Annotated in this window: 12 protein-coding genes and 4 tRNA genes; 7 read left to right on the top strand and 9 right to left on the bottom strand. The window is 38.3% G+C overall.

Annotated features, from left to right (window positions below):
- Positions 1 to 55: 55 nt before the first annotated feature.
- Both lolD and AC1M9N_RS06280 read right to left on the bottom strand, forming a co-directional pair.
- Positions 56 to 733: a lipoprotein-releasing ABC transporter ATP-binding protein LolD gene (gene lolD / locus AC1M9N_RS06285; protein ID WP_035266856.1), complete on the bottom strand. Its 678-nt coding sequence runs from the start codon at positions 731 to 733 to the stop codon at positions 56 to 58.
- A complete protein-coding gene (locus AC1M9N_RS06280; protein ID WP_035266853.1) occupies positions 726 to 1961 on the bottom strand; it encodes a lipoprotein-releasing ABC transporter permease subunit in 1236 nt (411 codons plus the stop codon). Before AC1M9N_RS06280 ends, lolD begins: the two co-directional genes overlap by 8 nt.
- A 23-nt stretch (positions 1962 to 1984) precedes the next feature.
- On the opposite strand from AC1M9N_RS06280, the gene AC1M9N_RS06275 reads away from it, so the two are divergent.
- Positions 1985 to 2560 carry a PilZ domain-containing protein gene (locus AC1M9N_RS06275; protein WP_035266851.1) on the top strand — a complete coding sequence of 192 codons (576 nt, stop codon included), beginning with the start codon at positions 1985 to 1987 and terminating at the stop codon, positions 2558 to 2560.
- Positions 2561 to 2569: 9 nt separating this feature from the next.
- On the opposite strand, the gene AC1M9N_RS06270 is transcribed toward AC1M9N_RS06275, so the two are convergent.
- Together AC1M9N_RS06270 and AC1M9N_RS06265 are read right to left on the bottom strand one after the other, a co-directional pair.
- Positions 2570 to 3478, bottom strand: a complete 909-nt coding sequence (locus AC1M9N_RS06270) for a DMT family transporter (protein WP_481954446.1) — start codon at positions 3476 to 3478, stop codon at positions 2570 to 2572.
- Between the two features lie 23 nt (positions 3479 to 3501).
- A complete protein-coding gene (locus AC1M9N_RS06265; protein ID WP_481954445.1) occupies positions 3502 to 3984 on the bottom strand; it encodes a YaiI/YqxD family protein in 483 nt (160 codons plus the stop codon).
- Positions 3985 to 4240: 256 nt separating this feature from the next.
- Between AC1M9N_RS06265 and AC1M9N_RS06260 the strand changes: the two genes are divergently transcribed.
- From AC1M9N_RS06260 to AC1M9N_RS06235, 6 genes are all read left to right on the top strand, one after another.
- Positions 4241 to 4316, top strand: a tRNA-Glu gene (locus AC1M9N_RS06260).
- A 108-nt stretch (positions 4317 to 4424) separates the two neighbouring features.
- The gene (locus AC1M9N_RS06255) at positions 4425 to 5837 is read left to right on the top strand and encodes an amino acid permease (RefSeq protein ID WP_035266846.1); all 1413 of its coding nucleotides are present in this window, start codon (positions 4425 to 4427) and stop codon (positions 5835 to 5837) included.
- Positions 5838 to 6051: 214 nt separating this feature from the next.
- Positions 6052 to 6127: transfer RNA gene (locus AC1M9N_RS06250), tRNA-Glu, on the top strand.
- Between the two features lie 24 nt (positions 6128 to 6151).
- Positions 6152 to 6227: transfer RNA gene (locus AC1M9N_RS06245), tRNA-Glu, on the top strand.
- 45 nt (positions 6228 to 6272) lie between these two features.
- Positions 6273 to 6348, top strand: a tRNA-Glu gene (locus AC1M9N_RS06240).
- Positions 6349 to 6505: 157 nt separating this feature from the next.
- Complete coding sequence (locus AC1M9N_RS06235) at positions 6506 to 7909, top strand: iron-containing redox enzyme family protein (protein WP_481954444.1); 1404 nt, start codon at positions 6506 to 6508, stop codon at positions 7907 to 7909.
- A 59-nt stretch (positions 7910 to 7968) separates the two neighbouring features.
- Here the strand turns inward: AC1M9N_RS06235 and AC1M9N_RS06230 are convergent, their stop codons facing one another.
- From AC1M9N_RS06230 to AC1M9N_RS06210, 5 genes are all read right to left on the bottom strand, one after another.
- The gene (locus AC1M9N_RS06230; RefSeq protein ID WP_481954443.1) at positions 7969 to 9213 is read right to left on the bottom strand and encodes an NADH:flavin oxidoreductase/NADH oxidase family protein; all 1245 of its coding nucleotides are present in this window, start codon (positions 9211 to 9213) and stop codon (positions 7969 to 7971) included.
- Between the two features lie 102 nt (positions 9214 to 9315).
- Positions 9316 to 10893, bottom strand: coding sequence for a dipeptide ABC transporter ATP-binding protein (locus tag AC1M9N_RS06225; RefSeq protein ID WP_481954442.1), 1578 nt, complete (start codon positions 10891 to 10893; stop codon positions 9316 to 9318).
- Entirely contained in the window at positions 10871 to 11881 is a 1011-nt protein-coding gene (locus AC1M9N_RS06220) for an ABC transporter permease (RefSeq protein ID WP_481954441.1), read from the bottom strand. Before AC1M9N_RS06220 ends, AC1M9N_RS06225 begins: the two co-directional genes overlap by 23 nt.
- A 2-nt stretch (positions 11882 to 11883) precedes the next feature.
- A complete protein-coding gene (locus AC1M9N_RS06215) occupies positions 11884 to 12954 on the bottom strand; it encodes a microcin C ABC transporter permease YejB (protein WP_481954440.1) in 1071 nt (356 codons plus the stop codon).
- Positions 12955 to 12965: 11 nt separating this feature from the next.
- Positions 12966 to 14819, bottom strand: a complete 1854-nt coding sequence (locus tag AC1M9N_RS06210) for an extracellular solute-binding protein (RefSeq protein WP_481954439.1) — start codon at positions 14817 to 14819, stop codon at positions 12966 to 12968.
- Between the last annotated feature and the right edge of the window lie 3 nt (positions 14820 to 14822).

Raw genomic sequence — 14822 nt, 5'->3', positions numbered from 1 at the left:
TAGATTAAAGCCCACCTAAGTGGGCTTTAACAAGACTGTTAATCGGATTTTGAGCCTATACCCACAATCCATCTTGCATATGCAAAATCTTATCAGCAGTTTGTGCGAGCTGTTCATCATGGGTCACGATGAGCATTGCCATATTAAATTCTTTACGCAGATCGGAAAGCAATTCAAAAATTGTGACGGCAGTTTTACGATCTAAATTTCCAGTAGGCTCATCTGCCATCATCAATTTAGGTTGAGCCACTAAAGCTCGTGCAAGCGCAACGCGTTGTCGCTCACCGCCAGATAACTCACCTGGTTTATGCGTTAAACGATGTGATAAACCCACTTTATTCAACAAATATTCTGCACGTTCTTTTACTTCTTTAAAATTTGCATCTTTACGTAACATCAGCGGCATTGATACATTTTCTAAAGCCGTAAACTCAGGAAGTAAATGGTGAAATTGATACACAAATCCGAGGTGTTCATTACGTAGGAAACCGCGTTCAGCTTCGCCTAAAGTGTCAAAACGCTGCCCATTAAGCATCACTACACCTTCGGACGGACGATCAAGCCCCCCTAATACATGTAACAGCGTACTCTTACCCGAACCACTTGATCCAACAATTGAAACAAATTGTCCTTGCTCAACAACTAAATCCAATCCCTTAATCACTTCAACAGTTGATTTACCATCTGTAAAATGTTTATGAATATTTTTGGCTTCTAAGACAATATTACTCATAGCGTAAAGCCTCTGCTGGTTGAACTTTAGCAGCACGCAGCGCTGGATAAATTGTTGCAAGGAAACTTAGCGCTAGTGATAAGCTAACAATCACCACCACATCTTGCCAACGTAGATACGATGGTAAATAGTTAATGAAATATGCATCGAATAAATTTAGTCCAAAAGCGGTGTTCAGCCAGCCAATAAATCCACTGATGCTCGTTGCAAAGATGATACCTAGTGCTGCTCCTGCCAGTGTTCCTACAACACCAATCACCGTACCCTGTACCATAAAAATCTTAGTGATCGTTGCTGGTGAAGCACCTAAGGTTCTTAAAATAGCAATGTCGGATTTTTTATCAGTAACCACCATCACCAATGAAGATACAATATTAAATGCTGCAACCAAGACAATCAGGAAAAGTAAAAGGCTGACCATTGCTTTTTCCATCTGAATGGCACTAAAGAGATTGCCGTGCGTATAAGTCCAATTTGATGGATAGAAATTGCCTGGTAAATCCATAACAACTTCTTCAGCGACTTGTGGTGCTTTGAAGATATCATCTAGCTTCATACGGATACCTTGTGCACCATCCGGCAGTCTCAACAGTGTCGAAGCATCATTTAGCGCGATGTAACCCATCATCGAGTCCACTTCCGCACCAATACTAAAAATACCGACAATTTTAAAACGTTTAAATCGTGGAACAACGCCAGCGGGTGATGGTGTCGCTTCAGGTAATACCAATGTTACATTGTCATTGAGACTTAAACCTAAAGCATCCGTCATCTGCTTGCCCAAAACAATCCCGAACTCACCTTTCTTTAATGAGTTGATGTCGCCTTGAACCATATGATTTTGAATAATAGATACATTTTTTTCATAGTCAGGCTCAATACCCGTGACCATTATCCCTGCAACCTGTCCTTGGGCTGTTAACATCCCCTGCAACTGTGTAAAAGGTGCAACACCCGTCACATGTTCATGTTGGTCTATTTTCTTTGCAAGCTCAGGCCAGTCTGTTAGAATTTGTGTAGAGGAAACAGTCGCTTGAGGTACCATTCCCAAGACACGGTTTTTTAATTCACGATCGAAACCGTTCATTACAGATAACACAGTAATGAGAACAGCGACGCCCAAAGTCAGACCGATCATGGAAACTAAAGCAATAAAAGAAATAAAGTGATTACTTCGCCGTGCGCGAGTGTATCTCAACCCTATATACAGCGAGATCGGTTTAAACATACCATCTAGTCCGAGGTGTTTTAATGGAAAATCTTCAGCATCAAAGTGGCAATATTGAAAGACGCGTCATGTCACGTATTGATGCTGCCTTAAGAATAAATTATCAGATCATCACTAAAGATGTCGCTTTGAATGATCCCTATGATTCAAATTTTGTACTACCGCGCTATTTTCTCTTACTTGCAGAATTAGATCAATTTGATCATGCGCTTATGTACGAATTAGAACAATTAAATCAAAAAGATCAACAAATTGCTCGGATATTATCCTTATTTAATCAAAAATTAAACCTCATTACGGGCTCACTTTACGACTCTATTGTACAAACCATGTTACCAGTACCTACTCAAGTCAATTTGTCTGAAACGGGTTTTAGTTTTTATGCTGAGCAACATATCCCTGAACAAACCTATATACACATCACATTGAGTCACCCTGAAAATGATTTTCATATCGCTGCAACTGCACAAGTTGTCTACAGCAATCAAGAAGAAAATGGGCTGTTTAGAACCGGTGCATATTTTCTAACGTTACATCCCCAAGACAAAGTAAAGTTAACAGAAGCCTTGAAGCATTTAAAAAACTCACAGAATCGCTGAGCATCCAACTTAAGGCTTTAATACTTTTTGTTTAAATTTCTGATTCGTTTCTATATCCCGATAAAAATACATAAACAATCCCAGAAGTAGGATCATTGCTCCCAGTATCATACCTAGCGTTAATTTCTCATGATTAAATGCAGCACCTACACCAAGAGCTAGAACTGGAGTCATTACATTTGTCAGTGACAATGTCGTCGGTTGGATTTTTTTGACCAAATAGAAATAACAAAACATAGCCACTAATGAAGCCATAACAACAGAATATATGATCGCAAGTAATGACTTCATTGAAGGTAATTCAGTAGGTAAATATTTCCATATAAATGGCACAATTAAACATGCAACAAAGGTAGAAACCAGTATTGAACCTGTCGCCTGTGCCATCGGTGCTACATCAGCATTTATTTTTTTTACCCAAAAAATTGACATTGCGTATGAAAAAACGCTAAGCAACATTAAACCAATTCCAATGGGATGGATATGTTGTGATGATCCAGTAAAACTGATCACTACGAGCCCAGTAATCGCGACGATCATTCCTAACCATTGCAGCTTAAGCAAATCTTGTTGAAAGATAAATTTTCCAATAAGCCCCGCCATAATTGGTGCTAATCCAAACATCAGTGCAATCATGCCAGAACTTAGATAATCAGTAGCTACATAAGTAAAAAATTGTGAACCAATCAAGCTAAATGAACCAGCAAAATAACTATGCAATGCAATTGAATTTAAAGGAAATTTTACCTTTAAAACAATGAGAAGCAATGCCGCGATAGGCAGTGCCACGCCTAATCGAATCACCAATGCCCACATTAAATAAATATCTTCTACACTCCACACAATCGCAAGTGGAGTTGTTGCCCAGATGATGACCAATAAGGCATAAATGAGCATAAGTTTAGGTTTTTCTGGCATGTGAACTCGATTGATAAGATAAATCAGGCAGTTTTTCTTTTTTGTTTTTGAATCGTTTGATCCAAAGCACTTGAAAATTCACGCTTATCTCTTTCTGAAATTGGCGGTGGTCCACCGGTTTGAACGCCAGCCCCTCTCAAAGTTTCCATGAAATCACGCAAATGTAATCGTGCCTTAATATTAGCTTCTGTCCAAATTTCACCACGTGGATGAATTGCAACGCCACCCTTTTCGATGACTTGAGCTGCTAGAGGAATATCCTGCGTCATGACAATATCATGCTCTTTCATACGTTCGATAATTTCTTTATCAGCTTGATCTGCTCCACTCATCACCTGTATTGAATTAATACGAACAGAAGGAGTTATTCCTACATTTTGATTGGCGACAAAAGTTACTTCGAGTTTATAACGATCAGAAGCTCTTAAGATGACTTCACGCAAAATTTTAGGTAATGCATCAGCATCGACCCAGAGTTTAAATGGCAACACGCCTCTTTCCTTCATTGTCTTACCACGTCATCTTATCAAATTTAATAGATGGTTGGTTTGATATGATGAATATAAAGCGGATCGTTTTTTCATAGTGAGGACCTTCTCTCCATACTAATCAAATACATCAAAAAACCTTATTGTTGTCAGTTTAATCAAAATTAAAACTAATTGTTTGTTTTTGCTTAATGTATGAACGATTAAAACTTTTTTTGATACGAAGCTTTTGACAATTGATATGTCTATCCTTAATATACAAGCACCTCGCAACGTCCCTATCGTCTAGAGGCCTAGGACATCGCCCTTTCACGGCGGTAACCGGGGTTCGAATCCCCGTAGGGACGCCATTATCGTCTCATACGATCACTCAATATTCAAAATTACTATTATTTCATTGAAGAATTGTAGTTTTTCACTACAATAACTCGCTTCATTTGTTTCGAATTTTCAATCCTATGCACTCATCTCCGAATGATGCTTCGCATCAGGGCAATTCTGCGCCTTTACAACGCGCTATGAGTACTCGACATCTGGTTATGATTTCGCTTGGCGGCGCAATCGGTACTGGACTTTTCTTAGGTTCGGGTGAAGTCATTGCACAAACGGGGCCTGTAGGTGCCATTATTTCTTATATCCTTGGCGGGATTATCGCCTACATGGTTATGCTGTGTTTAGGTGAGCTTGCCGTTCATATGCCTGAGTCTGGTTCGTTTGGTGCTTATGCCAAAAGATATATTGGACCAGGAACAGGCTATACCATCACTTGGTTATATTGGTTAACTTGGTCGGTTACTTTAGGAACTGAATTTACAGCCGCCGCCCTCCTCATGCAGGAATGGTTCCCAGATAGTTCCATGTGGATGTGGACTATAGTCTTTGGTGTATTCGTATTTGTTTTAAATATGATTTCCACAAAATGGTTCGCAGAATCTGAATTTTGGCTGGCCTTAGTTAAAGTTATTACTGTTGTTGCATTTATTCTCTTAGGCCTACTCGCAATTTTTGGCGTAATTGGCTATCAAGGTTACGAAACGGCGCCTTTATTTAGCAATTTAACTGCTCAAGGTTGGTTCCCTGAAGGTCTATTCCCAATTTTTGCTACGATGCTTATCGTAAACTTCGCATTCTCTGGAACAGAATTAATTGGGGTTGCTGCTGGTGAAACTAAAGACCCAGCTAAAAATGTTCCTAAAGCGATTAATACAGCGATTTTTCGTCTGTTGATTTTCTTCGTAGGTACAATCATTGTAGTAACGTCACTTCTTCCACATCAAGAAGCTGGCTTAGCTGCTGAAGGTGTGAGTAGCTCTCCATTCGTGACTGTTTTCCAGCATATTGGTATTCCCTATGCAGAAGATATCATCCGTTTTGTAATTATTACCGCTTTATTGTCAGCTGCTAACTCTGGTTTGTTTGCTGCGTCACGCATGATGTGGTCTTTATCTTACAAAAAGCAGCTCCCTGCAGTATTTTCTAGAGTGAATGCACGTGGTATCCCCTATGTTGCAGTGATCGTGACAATGATCGGTGGGTTACCAGGCTTATTGTCAGAACAATTCGCACCTGAGACTATTTTTACCAATTTATTAGGTATTGCTGCTTTTACAATGGTCGTTGTGTGGATGAGTATTTGTTTAAGCCAATTTAATTTCAGACGCGATTGGTATAAGCAAGGGCGCAAAAAAGAAGAGCTGGGCTTTGCTGCTCCATTATTTCCAATTGTCCCAATCTTAGGTTTTGTGTTCTGTTTTATCACATGCTTAAGTATGGTATTTGATCCAAGTATGCGTATTAGCTTTTTCGGGTGTTTAGCGTTCATTGCTGTATGCTATGCCAGTTATTACCTGTTTTATCACGATAAATCTTGATTTTGAAATAGCGACTTCGGTCGCTATTTTTTTGCTTAGACAGTTCCTATTTTCCAAATGCTTTTCTAATATTTCTTGGAGATTTGATCTAAATTTAGCCTTTAAATTCAATATTGTTTTATTTTCATACGAACACACCATTTTTTTAATTTTTTTGCTGAAATGCGTTTGACACCCCCCTATTTTCACCCTATTATACGCCCACCTCTGAAACGTCCCTATCGTCTAGAGGCCTAGGACATCGCCCTTTCACGGCGGTAACCGGGGTTCGAATCCCCGTAGGGACGCCAATTTTCAGAAGTAGATTTTATTAAGTCCCTATCGTCTAGAGGCCTAGGACATCGCCCTTTCACGGCGGTAACCGGGGTTCGAATCCCCGTAGGGACGCCATTAATTTCAATTGAAATAACATGGTTTAAAATATATTTCTGCACTGTCCCTATCGTCTAGAGGCCTAGGACATCGCCCTTTCACGGCGGTAACCGGGGTTCGAATCCCCGTAGGGACGCCATATTCGAGATGATACATCTCATAAAAAAGCCCAAGCATTTAAGACTTGGGCTTTTTTTTATAACTTAGTCACCCTAAAAATCGAACACAAAATAAACAACATTATCATCTTTGCAGGTTATGGTGGTTTAAACCCTTAATAACGCTTGGAGAAGATGATGTTGGACAACACCGTACTTAATCCACTAGCATCCCCATCACAATTAAATACAATTAGTCCTAAAACAAATAAAGACTGGGTTGAGTTTTTTTTAGACCCTAAAGTGAATCGTGAATGTAAAACAGAATATGCTGAAACCTATGTTCTTTCACTATTCGATCAACTCAATACGACTCATTTATCGTGGATTGATCAGGTAGAACAAGTTAGGCAACATATACAACACGAACATGATCAAACTTGTTCTAAATTTCAAAGTTATCTAGATCAACGAAAATCAGGCCTTGGGCGTGACTACTTTCCAACCATCTCTCATGCTTTAGAATTTTTATATAAAGTTGCTCCAGTTAAATATGTAGATGGCTCCTGGCTATATTCATCTCTTACGCACCCCTCTCTGTTTGAAAGCAAAGATCTAAGCTATATCTACTTAGAAGAACTTGGCTTGGGAGATGCTAAAGCAAATCATGTTTGCATGTATCAAAGCTTACTGCGACATTTCGAGCTTGAACCTTACATTAATTATTTAGATGATATTTATTTTGAACAAGCCGCTGTTCAACTTGCTCTCGCATATATACCACATGATTTATTTCCACTGGTAATTGGATTTAACTTGGGTTATGAACAATTACCACTACACCTGTTAATCACCAATTATGAGTTAGCAGAACTTGGAATTGATCCTCATTATTTTAATGTTCATATTACAATTGATAATGCACACAATGGACATGCTGAAAAATCAATACAGGCATTTATTGATCATTATCATCAAGCTCAAGATAAATCAAAATATCTTGAATTGGTTAAAATGGGTTTCCAAATGAATGATCTTGGCTTGAGCTCAACAAATATCATCCAAGAAATTGATCTGACTCAAAGCGTTTATCAACTTCTGCAAAGAAAAGCAGTTGTCGGTCAACATATCCATAACCAAAAATGTCAATTTAATGGCAGATCAATTAACGAATGGCTCGCTCAACCTGAATTAATATCTGAATTTATTCAAATCTTAATTGATAAACAATGGATTATTAAAAACAGGCCTGTCGAAGAAAGTCGTTTTTGGAAACTTATTCACGATAGTAATGGCAAAATGTTTGGTGTGTTTAATGCAACTGAGAAAATGCTGATCAAAGACTGGATTCAAGGGGAATCATTAACTGTTCGTTTAAAAAGAATGCCTGTAACAGGAGATCAAAACTGGCTCTCAAAATACAATAATCAACATGAACTTGAACAGATCAAACATCAATGTCATTCATTAGATGATACAAACGATAAACTCACATTATTAATTCCATATCTATCACCTTACTATCATCCACGAGCGATCGGATTATGGGCAACCCAAGAAGTTTCTAAGATACTTTTCCCTTTTCAAACGCTTGCGCTTTAGTTCTAAGTCGCCTCATAAAATAAGGAGCCATCAAGGCTCCTTATATATATTGATTCACACTATGCAGATTTTCTTGAATTAACTTTACCTTGAATGATAGCCTTCACATTTCCTTTTGCATAATTCAGAAAAACTTTTAAAGGTGAAAGTTTTGGATTAGGTTGATTACCCTCACCAATCGCTTTGAATTGTGCCGCATACCAAATAATTTCCATAATTGCCATTTTATCAATAAATGGAATTCCTGTTTTAATTGGTTTTACTGCATACCTAACATCGTGTCCTGCAATCAAACGATCAGTTAAATCCGTTTCTACAGCGAGCGGACGTGCAATTCCAATAAAGTCACATGCACCACTTTCTAAAGCATCATTCATCCCTTTAACGGTTCTGAATCCACCTGTAACCATCAGCTTGCATTTTACTTCTTGACGTATTTTCTCTGCGAAATCTAAAAAGTAAGCCTCACGTGCAATGGTACTTGCTTTACGCTGTTCAGCTTTAGCACCTGCCATTGCGGGCGCTTCATACGTACCGCCTGAAATTTCAATTAAATCGATTCCTGCATCATCAATAGCTTTAAATACTTGAATCACTTCTTCTTCAGTAATTCCACCACGTTGAAAATCTGCGGAATTCAATTTCACTGAAACGATAAAATTATCAGATGTTGCAGCTCGAACAGCTTTATAAATTTCTAATAAAAAACGCATACGATTTTCGATGCTGCCACCCCATTGATCATTACGTTTATTGGTCAGTGGCGATAGAAATTCACTGATTAAATATCCATGAGCACCGTGTAATTGAACACCTTCAAAGCCCGCTTTTTCGCAAATCGCCGCAGAGGTTGCAAATCGTTGGATTAGATCTAGGATTTCCTCATGCTCGAGAGCCCGTGGTGTAGCAAAGGTAGTTGCCAACATAGCACTAAATGGCACAGCAGATGGTGCAACAGTCTCTTTATTTAAGCCTTTAGGACACTGTCTGCCCGGATGAGACAATTGAACAAGCTGTACCATTCCATAACGTTTACCTAGGTCAGCCCAAGCCTTTAATTTAGGTAAATCTCGCTCATTTTCGACCACAACGACACCAGGCTCATTTTTCGCACGCAGATCAACCATCACATTTCCTGTGATTGAACACCCTAAACCACCTCTTGCCCAAGCTTCATACAAGCCTGTGTGCAAATGATTTGGTTCACCAGCAGCATTCGCTAGAGCTTCACTCATTGCGCCTTTAATAATGCGATTTTTGAAAGTTGTATTGCGAATTTGAATCGGCTCAGCAATTTTACTCATCTTGAAGTTCTCAATTTTGTGCTTATCTAAACCTAAAACCAATTAGGCGTGACTTCCCTGAATTTCAGTCTAGAATTGACAATCCTTCTTGTCAAATAACTTTTATAAACTACTTTGTATAAGATGTTGCGTATAAGCATGAATCGGTGCACGGAATAAACGTTCTGTCTCTTGAATTTCTATAACTTTTGCATCTTTCATCACTATAACTCGATGGCATAACGCTTTCACAATTTTCAGATCATGACTAATAAAGATGTAACTGATCCCTGTTCTCTGCTGTATATCTTGAAGTAAGTTCACCAATTTTATTTGTGTATTGCGATCTAATGCAGACGTTGGCTCATCCAGAATGAGTAATTGAGGTTTCAGAATCAGTGCTCTGGCCAGCGATACTCTTTGTCGCTGTCCACCCGACATTTGATGAGGATAACGATCAAGAAATTCTTTTGTGAGATTAACCTCTTCAAGGGCTTGAATCGCGAGATTTAATTTTTCACTCTTTCTCAATTTTTTTAATCTTAACCCTTCAGTTAATAATGACAAAACATCCATTCTTGGATTGAGACTCGAAAAAGGATCTTGAAAAACGATTTGAAAATCTTTTCGATGCGCTCTTAATTGCTTGTCAGACAACTGATTGAGATTGAAACAATTTAACTCAATGGTACCTGTTGACTCTATGAGTCGTGCAAGCGCGAGTGCAGCACTGGTTTTTCCAGACCCACTTTCACCTACAATACCAAGCGACTCTCCTTGTTTAAGCTGGAAACTTAAATCTTCCACCGCTATAAATTGAGTTTTAAATACATTCAGAAAATTCAGCTTAGGTGGATACCGCACTCGAAGATGTTCAGTATTTAAAAGTTCTTTGGCCTGTTCACTGATAGCTGAAATCGAATCAAACTGCTGATTAAGGAGCAGTCGAGTATATTCATGGCTAGGCTGCAGGAATATTTGAGAGACATCACCCTGTTCAACTGTGACACCTTTAGACAAAACCAATACCTGATCAGCATATTGTTGCACCAACCTTAAATCATGACTAACCAAAACTAAGGCCATATTTTTTTGATGCGCTTGGTCTTTAATTAAATTTAAAATTTGTTTCTGTAGTGATACATCAAGGGCTGTTGTTGGTTCATCTGCAATTAAAATTTCAGGTTCTGAAATCAGAGCTGTTGCGATCATCACCCTTTGACGCTGTCCACCAGACAACTGATGTGGATATCGCTTGAGGATGTCTGATGAATTACCCAACCCTACATCACAAAGCACTTCTTCTATTTTTTTTCGAATGTCTTTTCTCTTAAGCCCCTTCGACCATAAAGGTTCTGAAATAATTTTTTCAATTGTATGTAATGGATTAAGTGCCGTCATTGGCTCTTGAAATATCATCGCGATCTTATTGCCACGTATTAAGCGCAACTGATCTTCGTGTTTTAGACGCAGATCTTCATTTTGAAATATGATTTCACCACTTAAGTCTAGAGCGCGATCTTGAAGACCTAGAAGACTTAGACAAGCTAGAGATTTTCCTGAACCACTTTCACCAACAATCGCTACTGTCTCACCCGCATTTAGCTTAAAAGACAAATCAGTTAAGATTTTTTGTTCATTCAACTGAATATTGAGCTTGTTGACTTCAAGTATTGGTTTAGCCTCTTGGATCAAATGCATCTCGAGCTGCCTCTCCAATATAAATAAGAATAGATAACATAACTGCTAGACTAAAAAATCCAGATAAAACCAACCACGGTGCTGATAGATTATTCTTACCCTGCAGTAAAATTTCACCAATTGAAGCTGTATCAGGTGGCAAACCATAGCCCAGAAAATCCAAGGCTGTAAGTGCGGTAATATTAGCGGTAAGAATGAAAGGAAGCTGTGAGAGTGACGAACTTATAGCATTGGGTAAAATATGTTTGATAATAATTTGACTATCTGTAGCACCGAGTGATCGAGCAGCTCGCACATAGTCCAAATTTCTGGCTTTCAGAAACTCTGCACGAACAAGACCAACTAACGCAGTCCAACCAAACATCAGCATAATTAAAAACAGCCAATATACGCTTGGTGTAAACATGCTCACTAAGATCATCACAATAAATAGCATTGGTAGACCACCCCACACCTCTAACAGCCTTTGACCGATTAGATCCAACCAACCGCCAAAGTAGCCTTGGATAGCACCAATGGTAATTCCTATGAATGCAGATCCAATAGTAAGTGCAATGCCGAACAGCAAAGAGATACGAATACCATATATTAATCTTGCCAAGACATCACGACCTTGATCATCTGTGCCTAACCAATTCACGGAAGTCGGTGGAGATGGTACAGCTTCTGCCAATTCATAATTAGGTGTTTGATATGAAAATGGGATGATAGGCCAAATCTGCCATCCATGCTCATTAATCAATTCTTGAACAGCTGGATCTTTATAATCAGCCTCAGTCTCAAAGACACCACCGAATGTTGTTTCAGGATAAGGCTTAAAAATTGGGAAATAAATTTCTTCTTTATAATAAATAAGTATTGGTTTTTCGTTGGCAATAAACTCTGCCCCCAAGGATAAAATAAAGATCGCGATAAATAAAATGAAGCTGAAGAATCCGAGTCGATGTGACTTAAATTTTGAAATTCGTTGATCGAAAAGTGGAGACATTATTATGCTCCTCGACGATCAAAATTGATTCTTGGATCAATCAATTGATATAGAACATCACTGAGTAATCTCAAAATTAGACCGACCAACGTAAAGATAAACAATGTTCCAAAAATCACGGGATAATCACGCTGCTGAATTGCCTCAAATCCGAGCAATCCCAAACCATCAAGATTAAATATAATTTCTACAAATAGATTGCCAACAAAAAAAATTCCGATCAGTGCTTCAGGTAATCCTGCAATAACGATTAACATGGCGTTACGGAAAACATGATTGTATAAAACGCGTTGCTCGGTCAGACCTTTAGCACGAGCTGCCGTCACATATTGTTTATTTAACTCTTCCATAAAAGAGTATTTTGTTAGATATGTGAGGGTCGCAAATCCACCTAATATAATAGTAAGGACAGGCAATGTAAGATGCCAAAAATAATCTTTAACTTTATCAATGAAACTGAGTTCAGCAAAATTTTCAGAGACCAATCCTTGTAATGGGAACCATTGTAAATACGATCCCCCCGAAAAAATCATAATAAGTAGAATAGCAAATACAAAAGTTGGCACTGCATAACCAACCGCCAATACTAGGGAGGTCGTTTGATCAAACAGACCGCCATGTTTATTCGCTTTTCTAATCCCTAGAGGAATGGCGATACTGTAGATCAGTAAGGTACTCCATAATCCAAGGGAGATCGTGACTGGCATTTTTTCCAAAATTAATGTTGTTACTGATTTATTTTTAAAAAAGCTCGTTCCAAAATCGAGTTGAAAATATCCTTTGAGCATTTGCAAAAAGCGCTCATGCACAGGGCGGTCAAATCCATATTGCGCTTTGATCTGCTCGACCATTTCAGGACTGAGTCCTCGTGTACCCTGATAATGACTCTGGACTTCATTGATGTGAGATGTCGAACCATACACAACACCAATGCCTTGAAACTGTTCAGCTCTCTGTATTGCCTGTTCAACAGGTCCACCAGGAGCAATTTGAACGACGGCGAAATTGATGAGTAATATCAAAAATAAGGTGGGAATGATCAGCAAAAGTCGTTTAAGTATATAAAGACCCATAAATTTAACCTTTAACGTGAGCCTTTACTTCGACCAAGATAAGCAGACACTTTGCGAGCTTGCTGTTGATCTACCCACCAATAATCTTCACCAACAGCGAGTTTGGGTTTAATCTGTGGTTGTTTATACATATTCCAATACGCATACCATTCACGATCATTTCCGTAAGTAAGTATCTGATAATATCCTGCACGTAATAAACGATCCAAGATACGTGTATTTAATATTAATTTTTCTCGATCGGGTGCATGAATAATACGTTGTATAATTTCATCTATAACGCTATTTTTCACACCAGAAAAATTATAATTTCCCTCTTCATCTGCAGCATGACTGCTCCAAAATTGCGCTTGCTCATTCCCAGGATTTAGTGATTGAGGCATCACCATCGTGGTTAAATCAAAATCATATTGACGCATCCGCTGTAAATATTGAGGCATATCGACTTGCCGAATCGAAACCTGAATACCCAATTTTTTTAAATTTCGAAGATAAGGCATGAGCGTCCGTTGTAAGCCTTCTTGATGAAGAAGCAACTCTAATTGAATTGGTTTTCCATCACGCGCATGCAAATTACCATTTTTAAATGAATACCCCTGGTCAATTAAAATTTTCCGAGCAGTGAGTAAGCCTTTACGATTGTAGCCTGTACCATCAGTGATAGGATATTTCCACGCTTTTAATACTCCTTCTCGTTGTAAAGGATGTAACCGAGATAAATAAGGTTTTAATATATTTAATTCTTTAGGACTTGGGACTGACTTTGCCTCTAGCTCACTAAACTGGAAATGACTTTGTAAACGTTGATATTGTTGATAAAACAATGCTTTATTTTGCCATTCAAAGTCATATGCATAGGTCATTGCTTGTCTGAAATAGATATCATTTAGTGGTTTTTTCCGTGTGTTAAAAACGATACTTTGTGTCGGAGCAGGGTTTTGTAAAGCTACACTATATTTTTTAACCAACCCTGAGTTAAATGCTGGAAAGTTGTATTCCGTCTTCCATTTACGAGCAAATTTCTCTTGGTGAAATGTATATTGTCCAGCCTTAAATCCTTCAAATGCAATGTCCGAACTACGGTAATAAACATATTTAATTTGATCAAAATTATAACGACCACGATTTACAAGTAAATCCTTAGCCCAATAATGGGGATTACGCTGATAGGTAATACTACGACCAGCATCAAGATTTTTAATTGTATATGGCCCTGATCCTAAAATGGGTTTGAGTGTTGCTCGACTAAAATCTTTAGATTGCCAATCTTTTTTAGAAAAAATTGGCATCTGTGAAAGTATTGCTGGCATTTCAGTATTACTTTCTGATTTAAATACCATTTTTACGGCATGTTTAGACAGAACCTGAATTTTATCTAAATCAGACAAATACATCTGTAAACCGGGATTGGTTTTGGTTAAATACATTTCAAACGTGAATTTAACATCCTCAGCCAGTACAGGAGATCCATCACTAAATCGAGCACGTGGATTTAAATGAAAAATCACAAATTTTGTTCGGGTTGGATCAAACTGAATTTTCTCAGCCAAAAGTGGATAAAACACATTTGGTTCATCTAATGACTTGGAAAATAGCGTATCGAACAAGTAATTTGTACCTTCAACCCAACTTCCTTGCCCATTCATACCGTTTAGATTATCAAATGTCCCATCAGCCGCTTTCACCAACTTTCCACCCTTTGGTGCGTCTGGGTTGGCATATGGCATCGCATCTAAATTCAGATATTTCGGTTTTGACTGTAAAGCAATATAAGGCGTCGTTTGAAGATTTGCCCATGCACTGATATGAATGGGCAAGAAGAGGAAAATAAACTTTGCTTTTGACAAAGTTGATGAAATGCGCATCTC

The sequence above is a fragment of the Acinetobacter sp. ANC_7655 genome (assembly GCF_056784015.1).
Note: the sequence above shows the minus strand (reverse complement) of the source record. Positions and strands in the feature narration are given on the sequence as shown.